12 protein-coding genes and 2 pseudogenes are annotated in these 14735 nt (G+C 69.2%); 8 read left to right on the top strand and 6 right to left on the bottom strand.

Annotation, left to right across the window (positions count from 1 at the left end; all coding sequences use genetic code 11):
• Positions 1-293, bottom strand: a pseudogene (locus ACIOMQ_RS40375) (hypothetical protein); the annotation flags it as partial.
• Positions 294-340: 47 nt separating this feature from the next.
• Positions 341-1681: an NAD(P)/FAD-dependent oxidoreductase gene (locus ACIOMQ_RS40370; protein WP_402192710.1), complete on the bottom strand. Its 1341-nt coding sequence runs from the start codon at positions 1679-1681 to the stop codon at positions 341-343.
• Positions 1682-2194: 513 nt separating this feature from the next.
• Here ACIOMQ_RS40370 and ACIOMQ_RS40365 point away from each other — a divergent pair.
• Together ACIOMQ_RS40365 and ACIOMQ_RS40360 are read left to right on the top strand one after the other, a co-directional pair.
• On the top strand, positions 2195-3382 hold the full coding sequence (locus tag ACIOMQ_RS40365) for a lactate 2-monooxygenase (protein WP_402192708.1): 1188 nt from the start codon (positions 2195-2197) through the stop codon (positions 3380-3382).
• Between the two features lie 125 nt (positions 3383-3507).
• Positions 3508-4470, top strand: coding sequence for an amidohydrolase family protein (locus ACIOMQ_RS40360; protein WP_362210829.1), 963 nt, complete (start codon positions 3508-3510; stop codon positions 4468-4470).
• Here the strand turns inward: ACIOMQ_RS40360 and ACIOMQ_RS40355 are convergent.
• On the bottom strand, positions 4406-4723 hold the full coding sequence (locus ACIOMQ_RS40355) for a transposase (RefSeq protein ID WP_402192706.1): 318 nt from the start codon (positions 4721-4723) through the stop codon (positions 4406-4408). The genes ACIOMQ_RS40360 and ACIOMQ_RS40355 overlap by 65 nt on opposite strands.
• 228 nt (positions 4724-4951) lie before the next feature.
• On the opposite strand from ACIOMQ_RS40355, the gene ACIOMQ_RS40350 reads away from it, so the two are divergent.
• From ACIOMQ_RS40350 to ACIOMQ_RS40335, 4 genes and pseudogenes are all read left to right on the top strand, one after another.
• Positions 4952-6496 carry an FMN-binding glutamate synthase family protein gene (locus ACIOMQ_RS40350; RefSeq protein WP_401943728.1) on the top strand — a complete coding sequence of 515 codons (1545 nt, stop codon included), beginning with the start codon at positions 4952-4954 and terminating at the stop codon, positions 6494-6496.
• 89 nt (positions 6497-6585) lie between these two features.
• A pseudogene (locus tag ACIOMQ_RS40345) lies at positions 6586-7025 on the top strand (DUF6087 family protein).
• A gap of 83 nt (positions 7026-7108) precedes the next feature.
• Complete coding sequence (locus ACIOMQ_RS40340; protein ID WP_401943732.1) at positions 7109-7318, top strand: hypothetical protein; 210 nt, start codon at positions 7109-7111, stop codon at positions 7316-7318.
• Positions 7319-7353: 35 nt separating this feature from the next.
• The gene (locus ACIOMQ_RS40335) at positions 7354-8097 is read left to right on the top strand and encodes a hypothetical protein (protein WP_401943735.1); all 744 of its coding nucleotides are present in this window, start codon (positions 7354-7356) and stop codon (positions 8095-8097) included.
• Here the strand turns inward: ACIOMQ_RS40335 and ACIOMQ_RS40330 are convergent.
• Both ACIOMQ_RS40330 and ACIOMQ_RS40325 read right to left on the bottom strand, forming a co-directional pair.
• A complete protein-coding gene (locus ACIOMQ_RS40330; protein WP_401943738.1) occupies positions 8084-9685 on the bottom strand; it encodes a hypothetical protein in 1602 nt (533 codons plus the stop codon). The genes ACIOMQ_RS40335 and ACIOMQ_RS40330 overlap by 14 nt on opposite strands.
• A gap of 574 nt (positions 9686-10259) precedes the next feature.
• Complete coding sequence (locus ACIOMQ_RS40325; RefSeq protein WP_401270434.1) at positions 10260-10772, bottom strand: MarR family winged helix-turn-helix transcriptional regulator; 513 nt, start codon at positions 10770-10772, stop codon at positions 10260-10262.
• A gap of 174 nt (positions 10773-10946) precedes the next feature.
• On the opposite strand from ACIOMQ_RS40325, the gene ACIOMQ_RS40320 reads away from it, so the two are divergent.
• A complete protein-coding gene (locus ACIOMQ_RS40320; protein WP_362210853.1) occupies positions 10947-12173 on the top strand; it encodes an FAD-dependent monooxygenase in 1227 nt (408 codons plus the stop codon).
• 562 nt (positions 12174-12735) lie between these two features.
• On the opposite strand, the gene ACIOMQ_RS40315 is transcribed toward ACIOMQ_RS40320, so the two are convergent.
• Positions 12736-13731, bottom strand: coding sequence for a quinone oxidoreductase family protein (locus ACIOMQ_RS40315; protein ID WP_402192704.1), 996 nt, complete (start codon positions 13729-13731; stop codon positions 12736-12738).
• A 372-nt stretch (positions 13732-14103) separates the two neighbouring features.
• Here ACIOMQ_RS40315 and ACIOMQ_RS40310 point away from each other — a divergent pair, with 372 nt between their 5' ends.
• The gene (locus ACIOMQ_RS40310; RefSeq protein WP_402192702.1) at positions 14104-14691 is read left to right on the top strand and encodes a TetR/AcrR family transcriptional regulator; all 588 of its coding nucleotides are present in this window, start codon (positions 14104-14106) and stop codon (positions 14689-14691) included.
• Positions 14692-14735: the final 44 nt, after the last annotated feature.

Here is a 14735-nt window from a genome sequence, read left to right as displayed (position 1 = left end):
AGGATGTCGACCTGCGCGGCCTGCTTCGCGACGAGCGCCGTCTGTCGCTGTGGACAGACCAGTACACCGGTCGAAAAGCCGAGGTCCGGGCAGAGCGCCGCGAGGTGGGCGATGGTCGTCAGCGGCTCGTGGAACTCGGTGTCCACCGAGTAGGCCGCCGCCGTCCGTTGCGCACCGCCCGGGAATCCGGCACCGTAGTCGGGCCGCGAATCCGGGTCCACACCCACTACGTGGTCGTTCACCACGATGTAGGAGAAGCCGGCATCGGCCGCCTGCAGAGCCCAATCGCGCACTACTGCACGATCCGAACCAATCTCCTGTGACGGGAACCTGACACCTGTCAACATGGGCCCTCCTGAACACTTTGTCGTGGAGACGTGCACGCCGTCGCGGAAACGCAAACGGCGATGTGAGACGGTCGACCTGACCGAGCCCTCGCAGACCGCGGTCGACTGAGGCCGTGACCGTTCGGGGGAAGCTGTCGGCGCCCGTGGTGGGGCGCGGGTGTGGCCGTGAAAGCCGTCCACGACGCTCGTTCGACGACGAAGCGGCGCAGCGTGCGTAGCTGGCGCGGAGTGTTCCAGCCGAGTACGCCGACCACCCTCCCGTGGTGGCCGTAGGCGGCGGTGAAGTGGCTGCTCGACGCGGTGCCATAGACAAGCCGCAGGTCCGCACCCGGAGGGAAGATGCCGTACGCCTGGATCCTGGTGTCGTACTGGTCGGTCCAGAAGTAGGGCACGGGAGCGAACGGGATGGCGTCGCCGAGCAGGTTGCCGGCTGCGGCCATGGCCTGTTCGGTGGCGTTCATCCGGTGCTCCAGTCGCATGCGGATGCCGAAGTGCGGGTTATGCCAGGAGGCGATGTCGCCGGCGGCGTAGACGCCGGGTGCGGCCTGACACAGCGCGTCGCACAGCACCCCGTCCGCCAGGCGCAGGCCCGAACCCGCCAGCCAGCCGGTCGAGGGAGTGGAGCCGAGGGCCAGGACGACGACGTCGGCCGACAGCGTGGTGCCGTCGTCGAGTTCCACCCCGGTGACCCGGCCGCCCGCGCCGCGCAGCCGGGTGACCGGCACGGCGCAGCGCAGGCTCGTTCCGTGATCGCGGTGCAGTTCGGCGACGAGCGTGCCGATGCGGTCCCCGAACGGGCGCCGTACCGGGACGGGTTCCGGCTCGACCAGGGTCACCTTCAGGCCCATGGTCCGGGCTGCCGCGGCGACTTCGGTGCCGAGGAATCCGGCACCGACCACGACCACGTCGGGTCCTGCGAGCAGCTTGGCGCGCAGGGCGAGCGCGTCGTCGAGTGTGCGCAGGACATGGACCCCGGCCAGATCGCTGTCGGGCAGGCGCCGGGGGGCCACACCGGTAGCAATGATCAAACCGTCGAAGCCGATGCTCTCGCCGTTGCCCAGGCGCACCCGGCGGCCTGGGACGTCGAGGGCGGCGGCACACTGTCCGAGCCGCAGGTCGGCCTCCAGCCGCGCAAGATCCTGCAGGGGGCGCAGGGTGGCCCGTTCGGGCTCCCAGGCGCCCGTGAGGATCTGCTTGGACAGTGGCGGCCGGTCGTACGGCGGATGAGGCTCCTCGCCAATCAGGGTGAGATGACCGCCCCAGCCTCGGCGGCGGAGGGTCTCGGCCGCGGTCAGGCCTGCGGCCGAGGCTCCGACGATGACGATCCGCTTCATTCCTCCGCGCGCGTCTCCCCTCGGCGCGGCCACCGGCAGCGCCCCCTCCCGGACGACGCCTTCCGGCCGCCCTACGACAGCGGCGCATGGCCGTCACACCGCCAGAGTCGCCTATTCCGGCCCGGCCGGTTCCAACAGGAGAACCTCACTCGCCGGGGAACACGTCCGACCGTCGGGACAGTCGATCGAAGTTGGAGAGCTGTCCGATCGAAATGAGGATTTGGCGGACCTGAGGTGCTGCGCGTCCTGGATCTCCCGGAACCCGGGGGCCGGGCCGGGCGATCTACGCGTCCGGGTCCATGCGGCTGCGAGTGGGACGACCTGGGTGGGCCGAGTAGCGGATCAGCGCCGCTTTGCGGCGGGCACCGGCGTCCTCCATATTCGAAGCAGCATTTTCGAACTCACGGCCGTGTCGCTGAGGCCCGAGCCGTGAAGGAACGGCGGCGGACCGCGTACTCATGCTGCACCGGACGGACACCCCAGCCCGTCCGCTGAGTGTCAGGAGACTTGCAGATGACCGCGCAGTTCGGTGACTACCAGGACGAGATCTACCAGGACGGGCTGCGGGGCATCGTTCCGCCGTTCCCGATGTCATTCGAAGAGCTGGAGGCCAGGGCTCGGGCCGCCCTGCCGCCGTCCCTCGTGTCGTATGTCGCCGGCGGGGCCGGCAACGAGCACACCCAGCGGGCCAATGTCGACGCCTTCACCGAGTGGGGGCTCATTCCACGGATGCTGGTGGGCGCGGTCGAGCGCGACCTGTCGGTGGACCTCTTCGGCCTCCGGCTGCCCTCCCCGCTGATGATGGCCCCGATCGGGGTGATCGGGCTGTGCGCCCAGGACGGCCACGGGGACCTGGCGGTCGCCCGGGCGGCGGCCGGCACCGGAGTGCCGATGATCGCCTCCACTCTCACGGTCGATCCGATGGAGGAGGTCGCGGAGCAGTTCGGCGGGGTCCCCGGCTTCTTCCAGCTCTACCCCCCGGACGACCGGGAGCTGGCCGAGAGCCTGGTGCACCGCGCGGAGACAGCCGGCTTCAAGGGCATCGTGGTCACGCTGGACACCTGGCTCACCGGCTGGCGACCGCGCGACCTGTCCACCAGCAACTTCCCGCAGCTCCGCGGCAACTGCCTGGCGAACTACACCTCCGACCCGGTCTTCCGCTCCAGGCTGGACCGCACGCCCGAGGAGGACCCGCCCGCCGCGGTCGCCCACTGGGCGAAGACCTTCGGCAACCCGCTGACCTGGGACGACCTGCCCTGGCTGCGCTCGATCACCCAGCTGCCCCTGCTGCTGAAGGGCATTTGCCACCCCGACGACGTGCGGCGCGCGAGGGACGCGGGAATGGACGGGGTGTACTGCTCCAACCACGGCGGCCGACAGGCCGACGGCGGGCTGCCCGCCCTGGACACCCTCCCGGCCGTGGTGGATGCCGCGGACGGACTGCCGGTGGTCTTCGACTCGGGCGTCCGGTCGGGCGCCGACATCGTCAAGGCGGTGGCGCTGGGCGCCACCGCGGTGGCCGTGGGCCGGCCGTACGCCTACGGGCTGGCGACCGGCGGCACACAGGGCGTCGTGCATGTGCTGCGCGCCCTGCTCGCCGAGGCGGATCTCATCATGGCGATCGACGGCTACCCCACCCTCGCCGACCTCACCCGCAAGGCACTTCGACCGACCCGGGGGACGGCAGCGAATCCCCAGTGACGCACGCGCGGGACACAGGCGACGTACCGGACGGTGCGCCGGCCGCTGCCCGTGCGGGTCACCGCGGCGATCCGGCGCGCTCCGCCCGATCCGATGCACGACGACCGAGGAAGACGGGAACCACCATGAAAATCATCGCGCTCGAGGAAGCCTTCAGCGTACCCGGCATGGCCACCGCCGGAGCCGCCCTCCACCAGCCGACGAAGTTCCGGCCCGGTGTACTGGCTGACCTGGAACGCCGGCTGCCCGAGTTCAGCGAACTGCGCCTGAAGGACATGGACGAGCACGGTGTCGACATGCAGGTGCTGTCCCTGACCACGCCCGGCGTGCAGATGCAACCCGACGCCGCCATTGCCGTCTCCGACGCGCAACTGGCCAACGACGTCCTCGCCGGCGTCGTCGAAGAGCATCCGGACCGGTTCGCGGGGCTTGCCGCGATGCCCCTGCAGGATCCGGCCGCCGCCGTGCGCGAACTCGACCGGGCCCTGAACGACCTCGGCCTGTCCGGCGTTCTGGTCAACGGCCATACCCTGGGCCACTACCTCGACGAACCTCAGTTTCAGGTGTTCTGGGAAGCACTCGCCGGACACGACGTGCCGTTGTATCTGCACCCCAACAGCGCACCCCTGGGCTGGCCGGTGTTCGAAGGCCGCCCCGAGCTGATCGGCCCCACCTACGCCTGGACCGCCGAAACCGGCGCCCACGCGCTCCGCCTGATCTGCAGCGGCCTGTTCGACCGGTTTCCTACCGCCAAGGTCATCCTCGGCCACATGGGCGAGATGCTGCCCTTCCACCTGTCCCGGATCGACACCCGGCTGCCCTACGTCGACACCGAGGTGAAACTGGCCAAGAAGCCCTCCGAGTACTTCATCGACAACTTCCACATCACCACCAGCGGCGTCACCGCCACCAGCGCACTGCTGGGAGCCGTCCTCACCGTCGGCGTCGACAACATCTGCTTCGCCATCGACTACCCGTACGAGTCGAGCACCCAGGCCACCGAGTTCCTCCGCAACCTCCCCCTCAGCGACGCCGACCTGAACAAAATCGCCCACAGCAACGCTGAGCGGCTCCTGCGCCTGGGCTGACACATGCCTGTTCGGCGGTCAGCTTCCGCAGCCGCTTCAGTTCCTCGTCCCGGTCGTCGACGGTCCGCACGGCACCGGGTCCCGATCCGGTGTCCTGCGCGGCGCGGGCCTTCTCCATACGCCCCCGCAAGGACTCCGAGCGGACCCCGAGCTCCCGGGCGGCTTCGGTCACCGTCCGGCCCGACGACCGCACGAGTTCGACCGTGTCCCGCTCGCACTCCTCCGAGTACCGCTTCGTGTACTTGCTTCCCACCCGACACTGCTTCCTCTGGGCCCTCACGCCTCAGTCTCCAGGTGTCCACGATCACGGGGAAGCTTCATCCACCCTGCCGCGTCCGCCCATCTGCGAGACCTCTAACATCATGTGGCGTTTCGTCGTCGGACGCCGGTGCCTGCCTGGCCGTGTCCGCTACCCAACGCCCACGACGTCCGCCGCGCAGCGATGGAGTCGGGTATCGAGCAGTCGAGGAGAGGAACGTTCATGCGCGCTCGGAGCATCGGCGCGGCCGCCGCAACAGCATTGGCGCTGGTGGCTGCCCGCGACCTCGTCCAGAAGAAGCACGCACTGCTCAGAAACTTCCCCGTGATCGGGCACGCCAGGTACCTGTTGGAGACGATCGGGCCGGAACTGCGCCAGTACGTCGTGACGTCCAACGAGGAAGAACGCCCGTTCAGCCGTGACCAGCGCACCTGGATCTATGCGTCGGCAAAGGAAGAGAACAACTACTTCGGGTTCGGAACCGACGTAGACGTCGAGCACGTGCAAGGGCACGCGTACGTGAAGCAGCGGACGTTCGCCGGCACGCTGCCCGATCTGCACGACCCGCAGGGCCCGCTGCCCTCGGCCAAGGTGCTGGGCGGCCCGCGCGGGCGCGCCAAGGCGTTCCGGCCGGCGAGCGTCGTGAACATCTCGGCGATGAGCTTCGGATCGCTGTCCGGCGCGGCCATCATGGCGCTCAACAAGGGTGCGGCGCTGGCCGGCGCGATGCATAACACGGGCGAGGGCGGCCTCTCGCCGTACCACCGCAATGGCGGTGACCTCGTCCTCCAGATCGGGACGTCGTACTTCGGTTGCCGCAACGAGGACGGCACCTTCAACCTCGACAAGCTCAAGGACGTGGTCGCAGGCGCCCCTGTCAAGGCGATAGAGATCAAGCTCTCCCAGGGCGCCAAGCCGGGGCTCGGTGGGATGCTGCCGGGCGCGAAGGTGACCCCCGAGATCGCCAGGATCCGCGGCATTCCGGCCGGCAAGGACTGCGCCTCCCCCTCTCGGCACACCGCGTTCCACGACGTCGACTCGATGCTCGACTTCGTGGAGCTGCTCGCTGCCGAGACCGGTCTGCCGGTCGGGATCAAGAGCGCTGTGGGGGAGATGAGCTTCTGGCAGGAGCTGGCCATGCTGATGGCGCGTGGTGATCGCGGGGTCGACTTCGTGACCATCGACGGAGGCGAGGGCGGCACCGGGGCGGCTCCTCTGATCTTCACCGACTCGGTGTCGCTGCCGTTCCGGATGGGCTTCTCCCGCGTCTACAGCACGTTCGCCGAGCAGGGTCTGACCGACGACCTCACCTTCATCGGCTCCGGCAAGCTCGGCCTGCCCGAGAACGCCGCCGTCGCCTTCGCCCTGGGCGTCGACATGATCAACGTCGCCCGCGAGGCAATGCTGTCCATCGGCTGCATCCAGGCGCAGAAATGCCACACCGACAAGTGCCCCACCGGCATCGCCACCCAGGACCCGTGGCTGGTGCGCGGCGTCGATGCGCCCTCGAAGGCCACCCGGGCCGCTGTTTACCTGCGCACCCTGCGTAAGGAGTTGCTGAAGGTCTCGGGAGCTGTCGGCGTCGCCCACCCGGCACTCATCACCACCACCGACATCGAGATCATGAACGGCGACTACGACGCCCGCACCTTGGCGAGCGTCTACGGCTACAAGGACGGCTGGGGCGAACTCGGCCCGGAGCTCGCCCAGGAGATCACCGCGCTGCTCACCACCAAACCGGCCCCTCTTCAGAAGCCTGCCGGCTGACGCGTGACGAGTTGCCGGTGCCTGATCTGCGAGGTCGGGCGGTACGGGGCGGTCGGCCCGATAGCGGCTCCTCGTACAGCGTCTCGTACATGTACGCACCGGCTCCATCGGCCATGGCATGGTCCTCCTTGTCTCGATGGGGGGCACGTAGCCCCAGCGGGTCCGGCCATTCACCTTCGGGTATCTTTCCCCGATCAACGCCCAGGTCCGGTATCGGAAACGGCATCCTGGCCCTCATGGAAGACGAGCCGCTGGCAGAATGGGCGCGAAAGCGCGCCGAGCGGCGGGCCAGGGTCACGGGCCGGCTGCGGGCGGTGCCCTCACCGACGGGCCGCAGCGCGCGGCCCACGTCGATCCAGACGCGCCGCGCGCCGTCCAGGAGTTCGACGGTACGCAATGGGTGACCTTGAGTATCGCCGTCGACCTGGCCGCCGCTGAAGCTGTGCTGTATCCGCCGCAGCCCGAAGTGGAGCGCCTGGCCGAATGGGACCGTCCGGCGATGGAGAAGGGCAGGGAAGGCATCGCCTAACCGCCTCTTCGCAGGACCATGACCACTGAGGACCAGGTCGTGAACGAAGGTCCTTCACCCGGCAGAAGACCCCAGCCCCCGGCATGGCTTCCGGCACGGGCTCCGGCGGGGACGCCTCGGACGGGATACGGCAGGAACGCGTCGACACCGGCTGCGCGTCCTGCGGCTCGGCCTCCGACGCGGGTATCCGATCGGGCGGCGCGGTCGCCGGGCCGCTGGGGCTGTCGCCCGCTCCCCCGCACATCCACCGGCGGGCCGGCTCGATGACCGACCAGGAATCCAAACGAAGTTGACGGCACCTGCGCGCAGGCGGTTCTACGCTTCTGGGATGGAGTTCCGAGGTGACCGCGAAGACCTGGCGACCGGGGTGCGGGCTGTGCTTGAACGAGGTTGTCCCGGTTCGAAGGCAACGCTTCTGGGGTCACTCGCGGCGGGCAGCGCGGGCGTCTACAGCGATATCGACGTCGAGTGGATCGTTCCCGACGATCGCTTCGCCGCGTGCCTGGCACAGGTCGGAGCGCTCCTGCACCTGGTGCACCCGGTGGCGGAAGTACGCGTCGATCCGGACTTCCTCCATTCCGACCGCCGCCGCCTGTTGTTCGTCCGTTTCGAACAGGTGCCGCTGTTCTGGCGACTGGACTTGTCGGTGCGCGCGCAGTCCGTCGCCGACGAGGCGGACTACGACGAGGGGAATCCGGCGGCACGGGCCCGCGAGGGAGAATGGTCGCGGCCGGCCAGTGCCCTGGCCAACGCGATCGGCGCCGTCAAAGCTGCGGCGAGGCACCGCACCGGTGACGCCTACGGGCTCGTGGACCGTGGTTTCGTCCGCATCGGCGAGGCCGACTCGGCCATCGGAGCATGGGCCGAAGACATCAAGCGCCTGGCCCGGGCGGCAGTCCGCCGCGAAGCACAGTTGGCGACGCTGGCACAGCGGGTGGCCGCACTGGCGGACGAGCGCCTCGGCCACGACCCGGAACGCTCCGGGTGGCCCGTCAACGGGGTACTGCGTCTTCGACGGCCCCCCTCGGCCCTCGACGGGCGCGCGGTCGAGGTCTTCCTCACCGGTCACTGAAGGTCACCTCCTTCGCGTCCTCGGCGTAATCGAAGTTGCCGGTGAAGCCCCAGTTCTTCCAGCTGCCGTCCCCCTTGTTGGTGATGGTTCCGCTGTCGAGGGCGAACACGTCGACACCGTCCACCACCGCGAGATGCTCAAGGCCGGACACCCCGGAGAAGGAGAGGTTGTTGAACGATTTCGCCACGATGATGTTCTTGCCGGGGAAACTGCGGCTGTACTCGTCGATCAGCGAGTGGGTCAGCTCGGCGTCGTCGCCCGGCACCTTGCCGGAGTAACCGGTACCGGGGTACGGCCCGCCGTCCGTGTACTTCGGTGACTCGTCGTCGAAGTTGACCGTGCCCGATCCGGTGGCGGTGGAGTCGGCCTCCAGGTCGGCGGGTTCCGGCTGCTCGAAGGCCACCTCCGATCCGTCGCGGGTGAAGTCGCCGTAGAAGGCCCAGTTGATGTAGCCGCCGTCGCCGTCGTTGCTGAACTTGCCCTTGTCGAAGACGTAGATGTCGAACACGCCCCGGCCCGAGGCGATGTCGTCCCCGTTCTCGGCGCCGTGGTATTCGTTGGAGTTCAGCCGGTACCTGCCCCGATGGACGAACGAATCCGGCTCCTCGACCCAGTGCGACGACTGTTCCGAGTGCATCGCAACCACGTTGTAGTCGGGGTAGCAGCGACGCATGTCGTTCACGAGCATCCGCACCGCCTGCGTCGATCCCTCGTCGTCCAGCGGGGAATACGTGTCGTAGTACCGGCTCCGATCGGGCGGTTCCTGTCCCTCGACCTGGCAGCCCTCGTCGCCGGGCTTCCAGCCCTCCTTCCGCTTGGGACGGGGCGGCTCCTGGAACGTGACGGTGCGGCGGTCCTCGCTGACGTCGAACACGCCGTGGAACGCGCGGTTCTTCCATCCGAGGTCGGCGTCGTCCGCCCAAGTGAACTTGCCGGTCTTGAACGCGTACACGCGGTACGTGGTGCCGCTGATCTCCACCGTCTCGATCAGCGCCGTACCGTCCATCTCCTGCAGATTGCCTTCATGCGGCTGCGCGATGACGATGTTGTAGTCGGGGAGGCAGTAGGCGAGGTCCGCGAGCGCCAGCTTGACCCGCTTCTCCTTGTTCTTCTCGTTGTCGATCTTGTCGATGACGAAGTTGACCAGCCAGGAGTACCCCCAGGCGGCCGCCTTGCCGAGAACACCACTGCCCGGAACGGACACCGACGACTGCGATTCCCGCGGCTCGAAGCACAGGTCGGGGAGCGCGTTCACCGTCTTGCCGGGGGTCTTGCCGACGGACTTCCTGACGGGCTCGCCGGCTTCGGCACGGAGGAGGGTGCCGGGCTTGACGGGGTCGTCGTCGGAACCGGTCTGTCGGTAGGCACGGCTGACATCGTTGTCGTCGAGGCAGCCGCTGCCACCGCCCGCCGTCGCACCGATGCGGCAGACCTGATCGTGCGCGAAGCGGGAGATGTCGCCCCCGATGGTCGCTGCGGCGATCGCGCCGACCACGACGGCGACGATCCCGAGCAGGGCCAGGTACTCGATTGCCGTCTGCCCGGCGCTCGCGCGCATACCCAGGCGTATCCGATCACTGCGTTTCACACGTCACCTCGTCGTGGATTGCTCGCGTCACCGGAGCCGTATACCTGCCGTGGATCGAACTGTAACGACGGCCCCCGGACCCACAGGTAGGGTCCGGGGGCCTGTCACCAGGGCCCAGATCCAGATCGGAATCCTCGGCAAGAAGTCTCCGCCCCCCGGGCCGCCGGAACACCGTCCCGTGGACCCGTGCGGCGGGTGTTGCGACCGCGCCACCACCGTGAAGGCCGCGCCGCGGTCGCCCTCGGCGTCACCGGGCCGAAATCCCCGCAGCGACCGTCACGCGTGGGCCGGGGTCGGCCCACGGCCCGCATGCGCTAAGGTTGATCTTGGCAGTTCGCCGCAACTCGCGGTGACTGACGGTGCGTTGGTGGTCCAAGGAAAGACGCCCCGCTTCCTGCGGGGAGATGCAGGTGCAAGGCCTGCCCGGCGCTCGAACACGAAGCCCTTCCCCATCGGGGAAGGGCTTCGTCACGTTTCCCGCGCCCCGGCACGTCCGTGGGCTCGTCGAGTCGCCCGTACGCATGGAGCGCGGCGTCGGGGGCGGGGGCGCAGGCACCGGGTGAGGGGTGATCGTTCAGCTCTCCGCGTCCTCGTCGAGCCGCGCCAGCCGGGCCGTCACGTCGTCGACGAGACGGGCGAGCAGCCGGGCGAGGTCGTCGCGGTCCTGCTGCGGCCAGTCGGTGAGCGCTTCGGCGAACCAGCCCAGGAGGGCGGCGACGTACCGGTCGGCAGCCTCCGCGCCCGTCCCGGTCGGTTCGATGAGGCTCGCGCGGCGGTCGTGCGGGTCGGCGACCCGACGTACCAGGCTGCGCTTCTCCAGGGCTTGGACCTGGCGGGTGACGTGTGGGCCCACGACCTGCATGCGGTCGGCGATCTCGCCGATCCTCAGGGGCTTGCCGGCCGTACGGAGGGAGAGCAGCACACCCATGGCGGGGCGGTCGAGGGCGAAACCGGCGGCCTCGGTCGCGCGTTCGGCGAGTCGGCCCTTGGTGAAGGCGGCACTGAGCTGCGTGATCCGCGGGAGCACCGCGAGCAGATCGGGGTGGGGCTTCTCCGGCTCGGGCACCCCGGGGAACTCGGGTGTCATGCGGCATCTCCATTTACATACCTGAGTTAGGTATCTATAGTGAGGAGTGGACCGGCGCCTGCGAGGGCGCCGCGTTATCTCCATAAGGATACCTAAGGTACGCATCTTTGCCACTCATCGGGCACTGCGTACCGCCTCCGTGCCGGGCACACCCCGGCGGAAGGGCGAGAAGCCATGGCCCACCCGTCCCGTCCAGCCCGCCGCGTACTGATCTCCGGAGCGAGCATCGCGGGCCCCGCGCTCGCGTACTGGCTCGACCGGTACGGCTTCGAGGTGACCGTCGTCGAGAAGGCGGCCGCCGTGCGCGGCGGCGGATACGCGATCGACATACGCGGCACCGCCCGCGAGGTCGTGGACCGCATGGGCCTGCTGCCGCGCCTGCGCGAGGCGCATGTCGACAGCCGGCGGATCACTTTCGTGGACGGGGCGGGCGGTACGGTCGGCTCGTTGCAGCCCGAGCAGATGACCGGCGGGGAGGCGGGGCTGGACCTCGAGGTCCGGCGCGGCGACCTGGCCGACGCGCTGTACGCGCCGTTGCGGAACCGGGTCGAGTTCCTCTTCGACGACTCGATCGCAACGCTGGACGACGACGGGGACGCCGTACACGTCGTCCTCGACAGCGGCACGCACCGCACCTTCGACCTCGTGGTCGGCGCGGACGGACTGCACTCGAACACGCGGCGGCTGGTCTTCGGCCCCGAGGAGCCCTTCCACCACTACCTCGGACACGTCTTCGCGGGTTTCACGCTGCCCAACGAGTTCGGGCTCGCGCACGAGGCCGCCATCTGGAACGAACCGGGACGCAGTGCGGTCCTCTACGCCCACGAGCCGTCCGAGCGCGTGCACGGCTTCCTCACCTTCACTTGCGAGACCCCTCCCTTCGACGCGTTCCGCGACCCGAGGGCCCAGCGCGCCCTGGTCACGGAGCGCTTCCCGGAGCGGGCCTGGCACGTGCCGCGCCTGGTGGAGGCGATGCGGGAGGCCGACGACCTCTTCTTCGACATCGTGAGCCAGATCCACATGCGTACGTGGTCACGCGGTCGGGTCGCGCTGGCGGGCGACGCCGCGCACGCGACCTCGTTCCTCTCCGGCCAGGGGTCGAGTGTCTCGCTGGTCGGTGCGTACGTCCTCGCCGGTGAACTGGCCACGCACGCGGACCACGCGGACGCCTTCGCGGCCTACGAGCGCAGAATGCGGCCCTTCGCGGAACGCAACCAGGCGCTGGCCACCAGCGGTGGCACGGTGGTGGCACCCACGACGCGGGAGGAGTTGGACGCCCGCAACGCGGCGATACGCGATCCGCGAGCAGCCGCGAGGACGATGGCGACAGCGGGCGCGGCGGAAGGACGCGCGGCCCACTCGGCGTTGGTGCTGCCCGACTATGCGCAGACCGGCGCGTGAGGCGGAGCGTCGGGCCATCGGACTGTCGGCCCGTCCCGCAGCACCCCGGCCCGGCGATCGGGGACTGCCGGAGCCTGCCGTGTGCCCGTCCTCCGGAATCCGCCCTCGCCGCCCCGGCCGGCGCCGTGCGGGCCGATGCCCTTCCCGGTTCACCGGAGCGGGGGCTCGTCGCGCAGCGGCGTCTACCGCGTCACCACCCGTCGATGCCCATCGTCTTCGCCGCGCTGTGAAACGCGTCGTCGTGCGGAATCGACGTGTCCGACTTCTTCTGCTTCGACGGAAGACTCCGGCTGTTGCAGGAGGAACCCTGCCCACACGGGCGAAGGGCTCTTGGCGGCACCGGTCCGGCGCCGCCTCGGAACCACCCGACCGGATCCCTGGACATCCGGCATCCGGAGCACCGGATCACTCGGCCGCGGGCCTCGAACACTCGCCGTGATCCGTGATCCGTGGTCGGGATCGCCGTCCCGGTCGGCGCCATGGAGCCGGCGCCGCGACGACTCGCCCGTACGGGAGGCGGAGGGTCTTCGACCGGGTGGCCCGGTCGTCGGCGACGGTGTCGTCAGTCCGTGTGTTCATCACGCCGTACCTGACGCGGGTCCAGCAACAGCTTGCCGGTGGTACGCCTCGATTCGATGTCGATGTGGGCCTGCTGGGCCGCAGCCAGCGGGTAGCGCTCGGTGATGTCGACCCGCAGCCTGCCCTCGCGGATCTTCCCGAACAGGTCCGCGGCATGCCGCAACAACAGTTCCCGGCTGTGGATGTGATCCGCGAACACCGCGTAGGTGATCTTGACGCTCTTCGGCAGGTCGAACATCCGCACCGTCGGGATATCCCCGATCAGCGGACCGTAATAGACCAGTGTGCCGACCCGCCGCAGCACTTCGATCGAGGGCCAGAACGTGCTGGCGCCTCCGCCGTCGAAGACCGCGTGCACCCCTTCGCCACCGGTCAGCCCCTTGACCCGGTCCACGAAGTCGCCGCCGGAGGAGATGAGCACCTCGTCCGCTCCGGCCGCCCGCGCCACCGGAGCCTTCTCCGGACGGGACACCAGGCCGATCACCCGCACGCCGCGCAGCTTCAGCAGCTGGGTGACCATGCGCCCCACACCACCGGCGGCGGAGTGCACGAGCGCCGTCTCGCCCTCGGCCAGCGGTGCGGACTCCGTGACGAAATGGTGGGCGGTGAGTCCCTGCATCATCGTCGCGGCAGCGACATCGCTCGGGATGTCATCGGGCACCGGGACGACCTGATCGGCGGGCACCGCGATACGTTCGGCGTAGCTGCCGTAGACCGAGACCCACGCCACCCGGTCACCGATCGCGAACCCGCTGACGGCCTCGCCGAGCACGGTGACCCGGCCGGCGCCCTCGGCTCCGGGGATGAACGGGACACCGCGTGGCAGGCCGATTCCGGTACGGGACCCGGTGTCCATGAAGTTCACACCGGAGAAGTCGACATCGACCACCATCTCCCGCGGCTCCGGTTCGGGGTCGGGCCATTCCTGGAACCGCAGGACCTCCGGCCCACCCAGCTCTTCCACGACCACAGCACGCATGCGGCACACCTGTTTCTTTCGTTGACTTCCGCCGGGTTCGACGGTGGTTGACCGAAGGGACCTTCGTGGCGTCCCGGTCGAGCAAGCCCTTTCAGAACCGCTCGGACAACCCTTTCAGGACCGCAGTTCAGTGGACGCGCGGGACCACTCGACGGCGGGTCCGTCGTCCCGTGCGCGGTGGGGGCAAGGACGACGCCGCGGTCGGGAACGGGCCGTCGCGTCATATCCTCGATCGTAGGGAGCATTTTTTGGACCCTAAAGTCCAGAAAATGCTCCCTACGCATGAGTTCGCGTTAATAGCAGCGATGCATCCGGTGGTGTGCGTCGTTCACATGTGGACCAGTTGTCCCAGAATCTGAGTAGTCTGAACGCATGGCACTGACGACGAAGGGGCGCGCCACCAGACAACGCATCATCGAGGGCGCGTCGGCATACCTGCGGGGCGACGCCCCGGGGACCGCGACACTGGATGACATCAGGGCGATCACCGGCACGAGCAAGGGGCAGTTGTTCCACTACTTTCCGGGCGGCAAGGAGGAACTCCTGCTCGCCGTCGCCCGGTTCGAGGCCGACCGGGTCATCGACGACCAGCAACCCCACCTCGGCGCCCTCACCTCATGGCCGGCCTGGGCCCGCTGGCGGGACGCGGTCGTGGCGCGCTACCGGGCACAGGGGGCGCGCTGCCCGCTCGCGACGCTGATGAACCAGGTCGGCAGCACGCCCGGGGCGGCCGAGGTGGCCACGTCGCTGCTCAACCGGTGGCAGGGGCTCGTCCACCAGGGCATCACCGCGATGCAGGCCAAGGGTGCCGTCGACCCCGCGCTCGACGCCGACCGGGCCGCCGCCGCTTTCATCGCCGGAATCCAGGGCGGTGTCCAGATCCTCCGTTCGACCGGTGACAGCGCACATCTCGAAGCCGTCATCGACCTCCTGATCGACCACCTCAAGGGCCATGGCTGAGTCCCATGCTCCGCCGTGTCCGTCACGTTCCTCGCACACACCTC

Source organism: Streptomyces sp. NPDC087845 (assembly GCF_044742755.1).
Taxonomy (GTDB): domain Bacteria; phylum Actinomycetota; class Actinomycetes; order Streptomycetales; family Streptomycetaceae; genus Streptomyces.
This window is presented reverse-complemented; position numbering and strand designations above follow the sequence as displayed.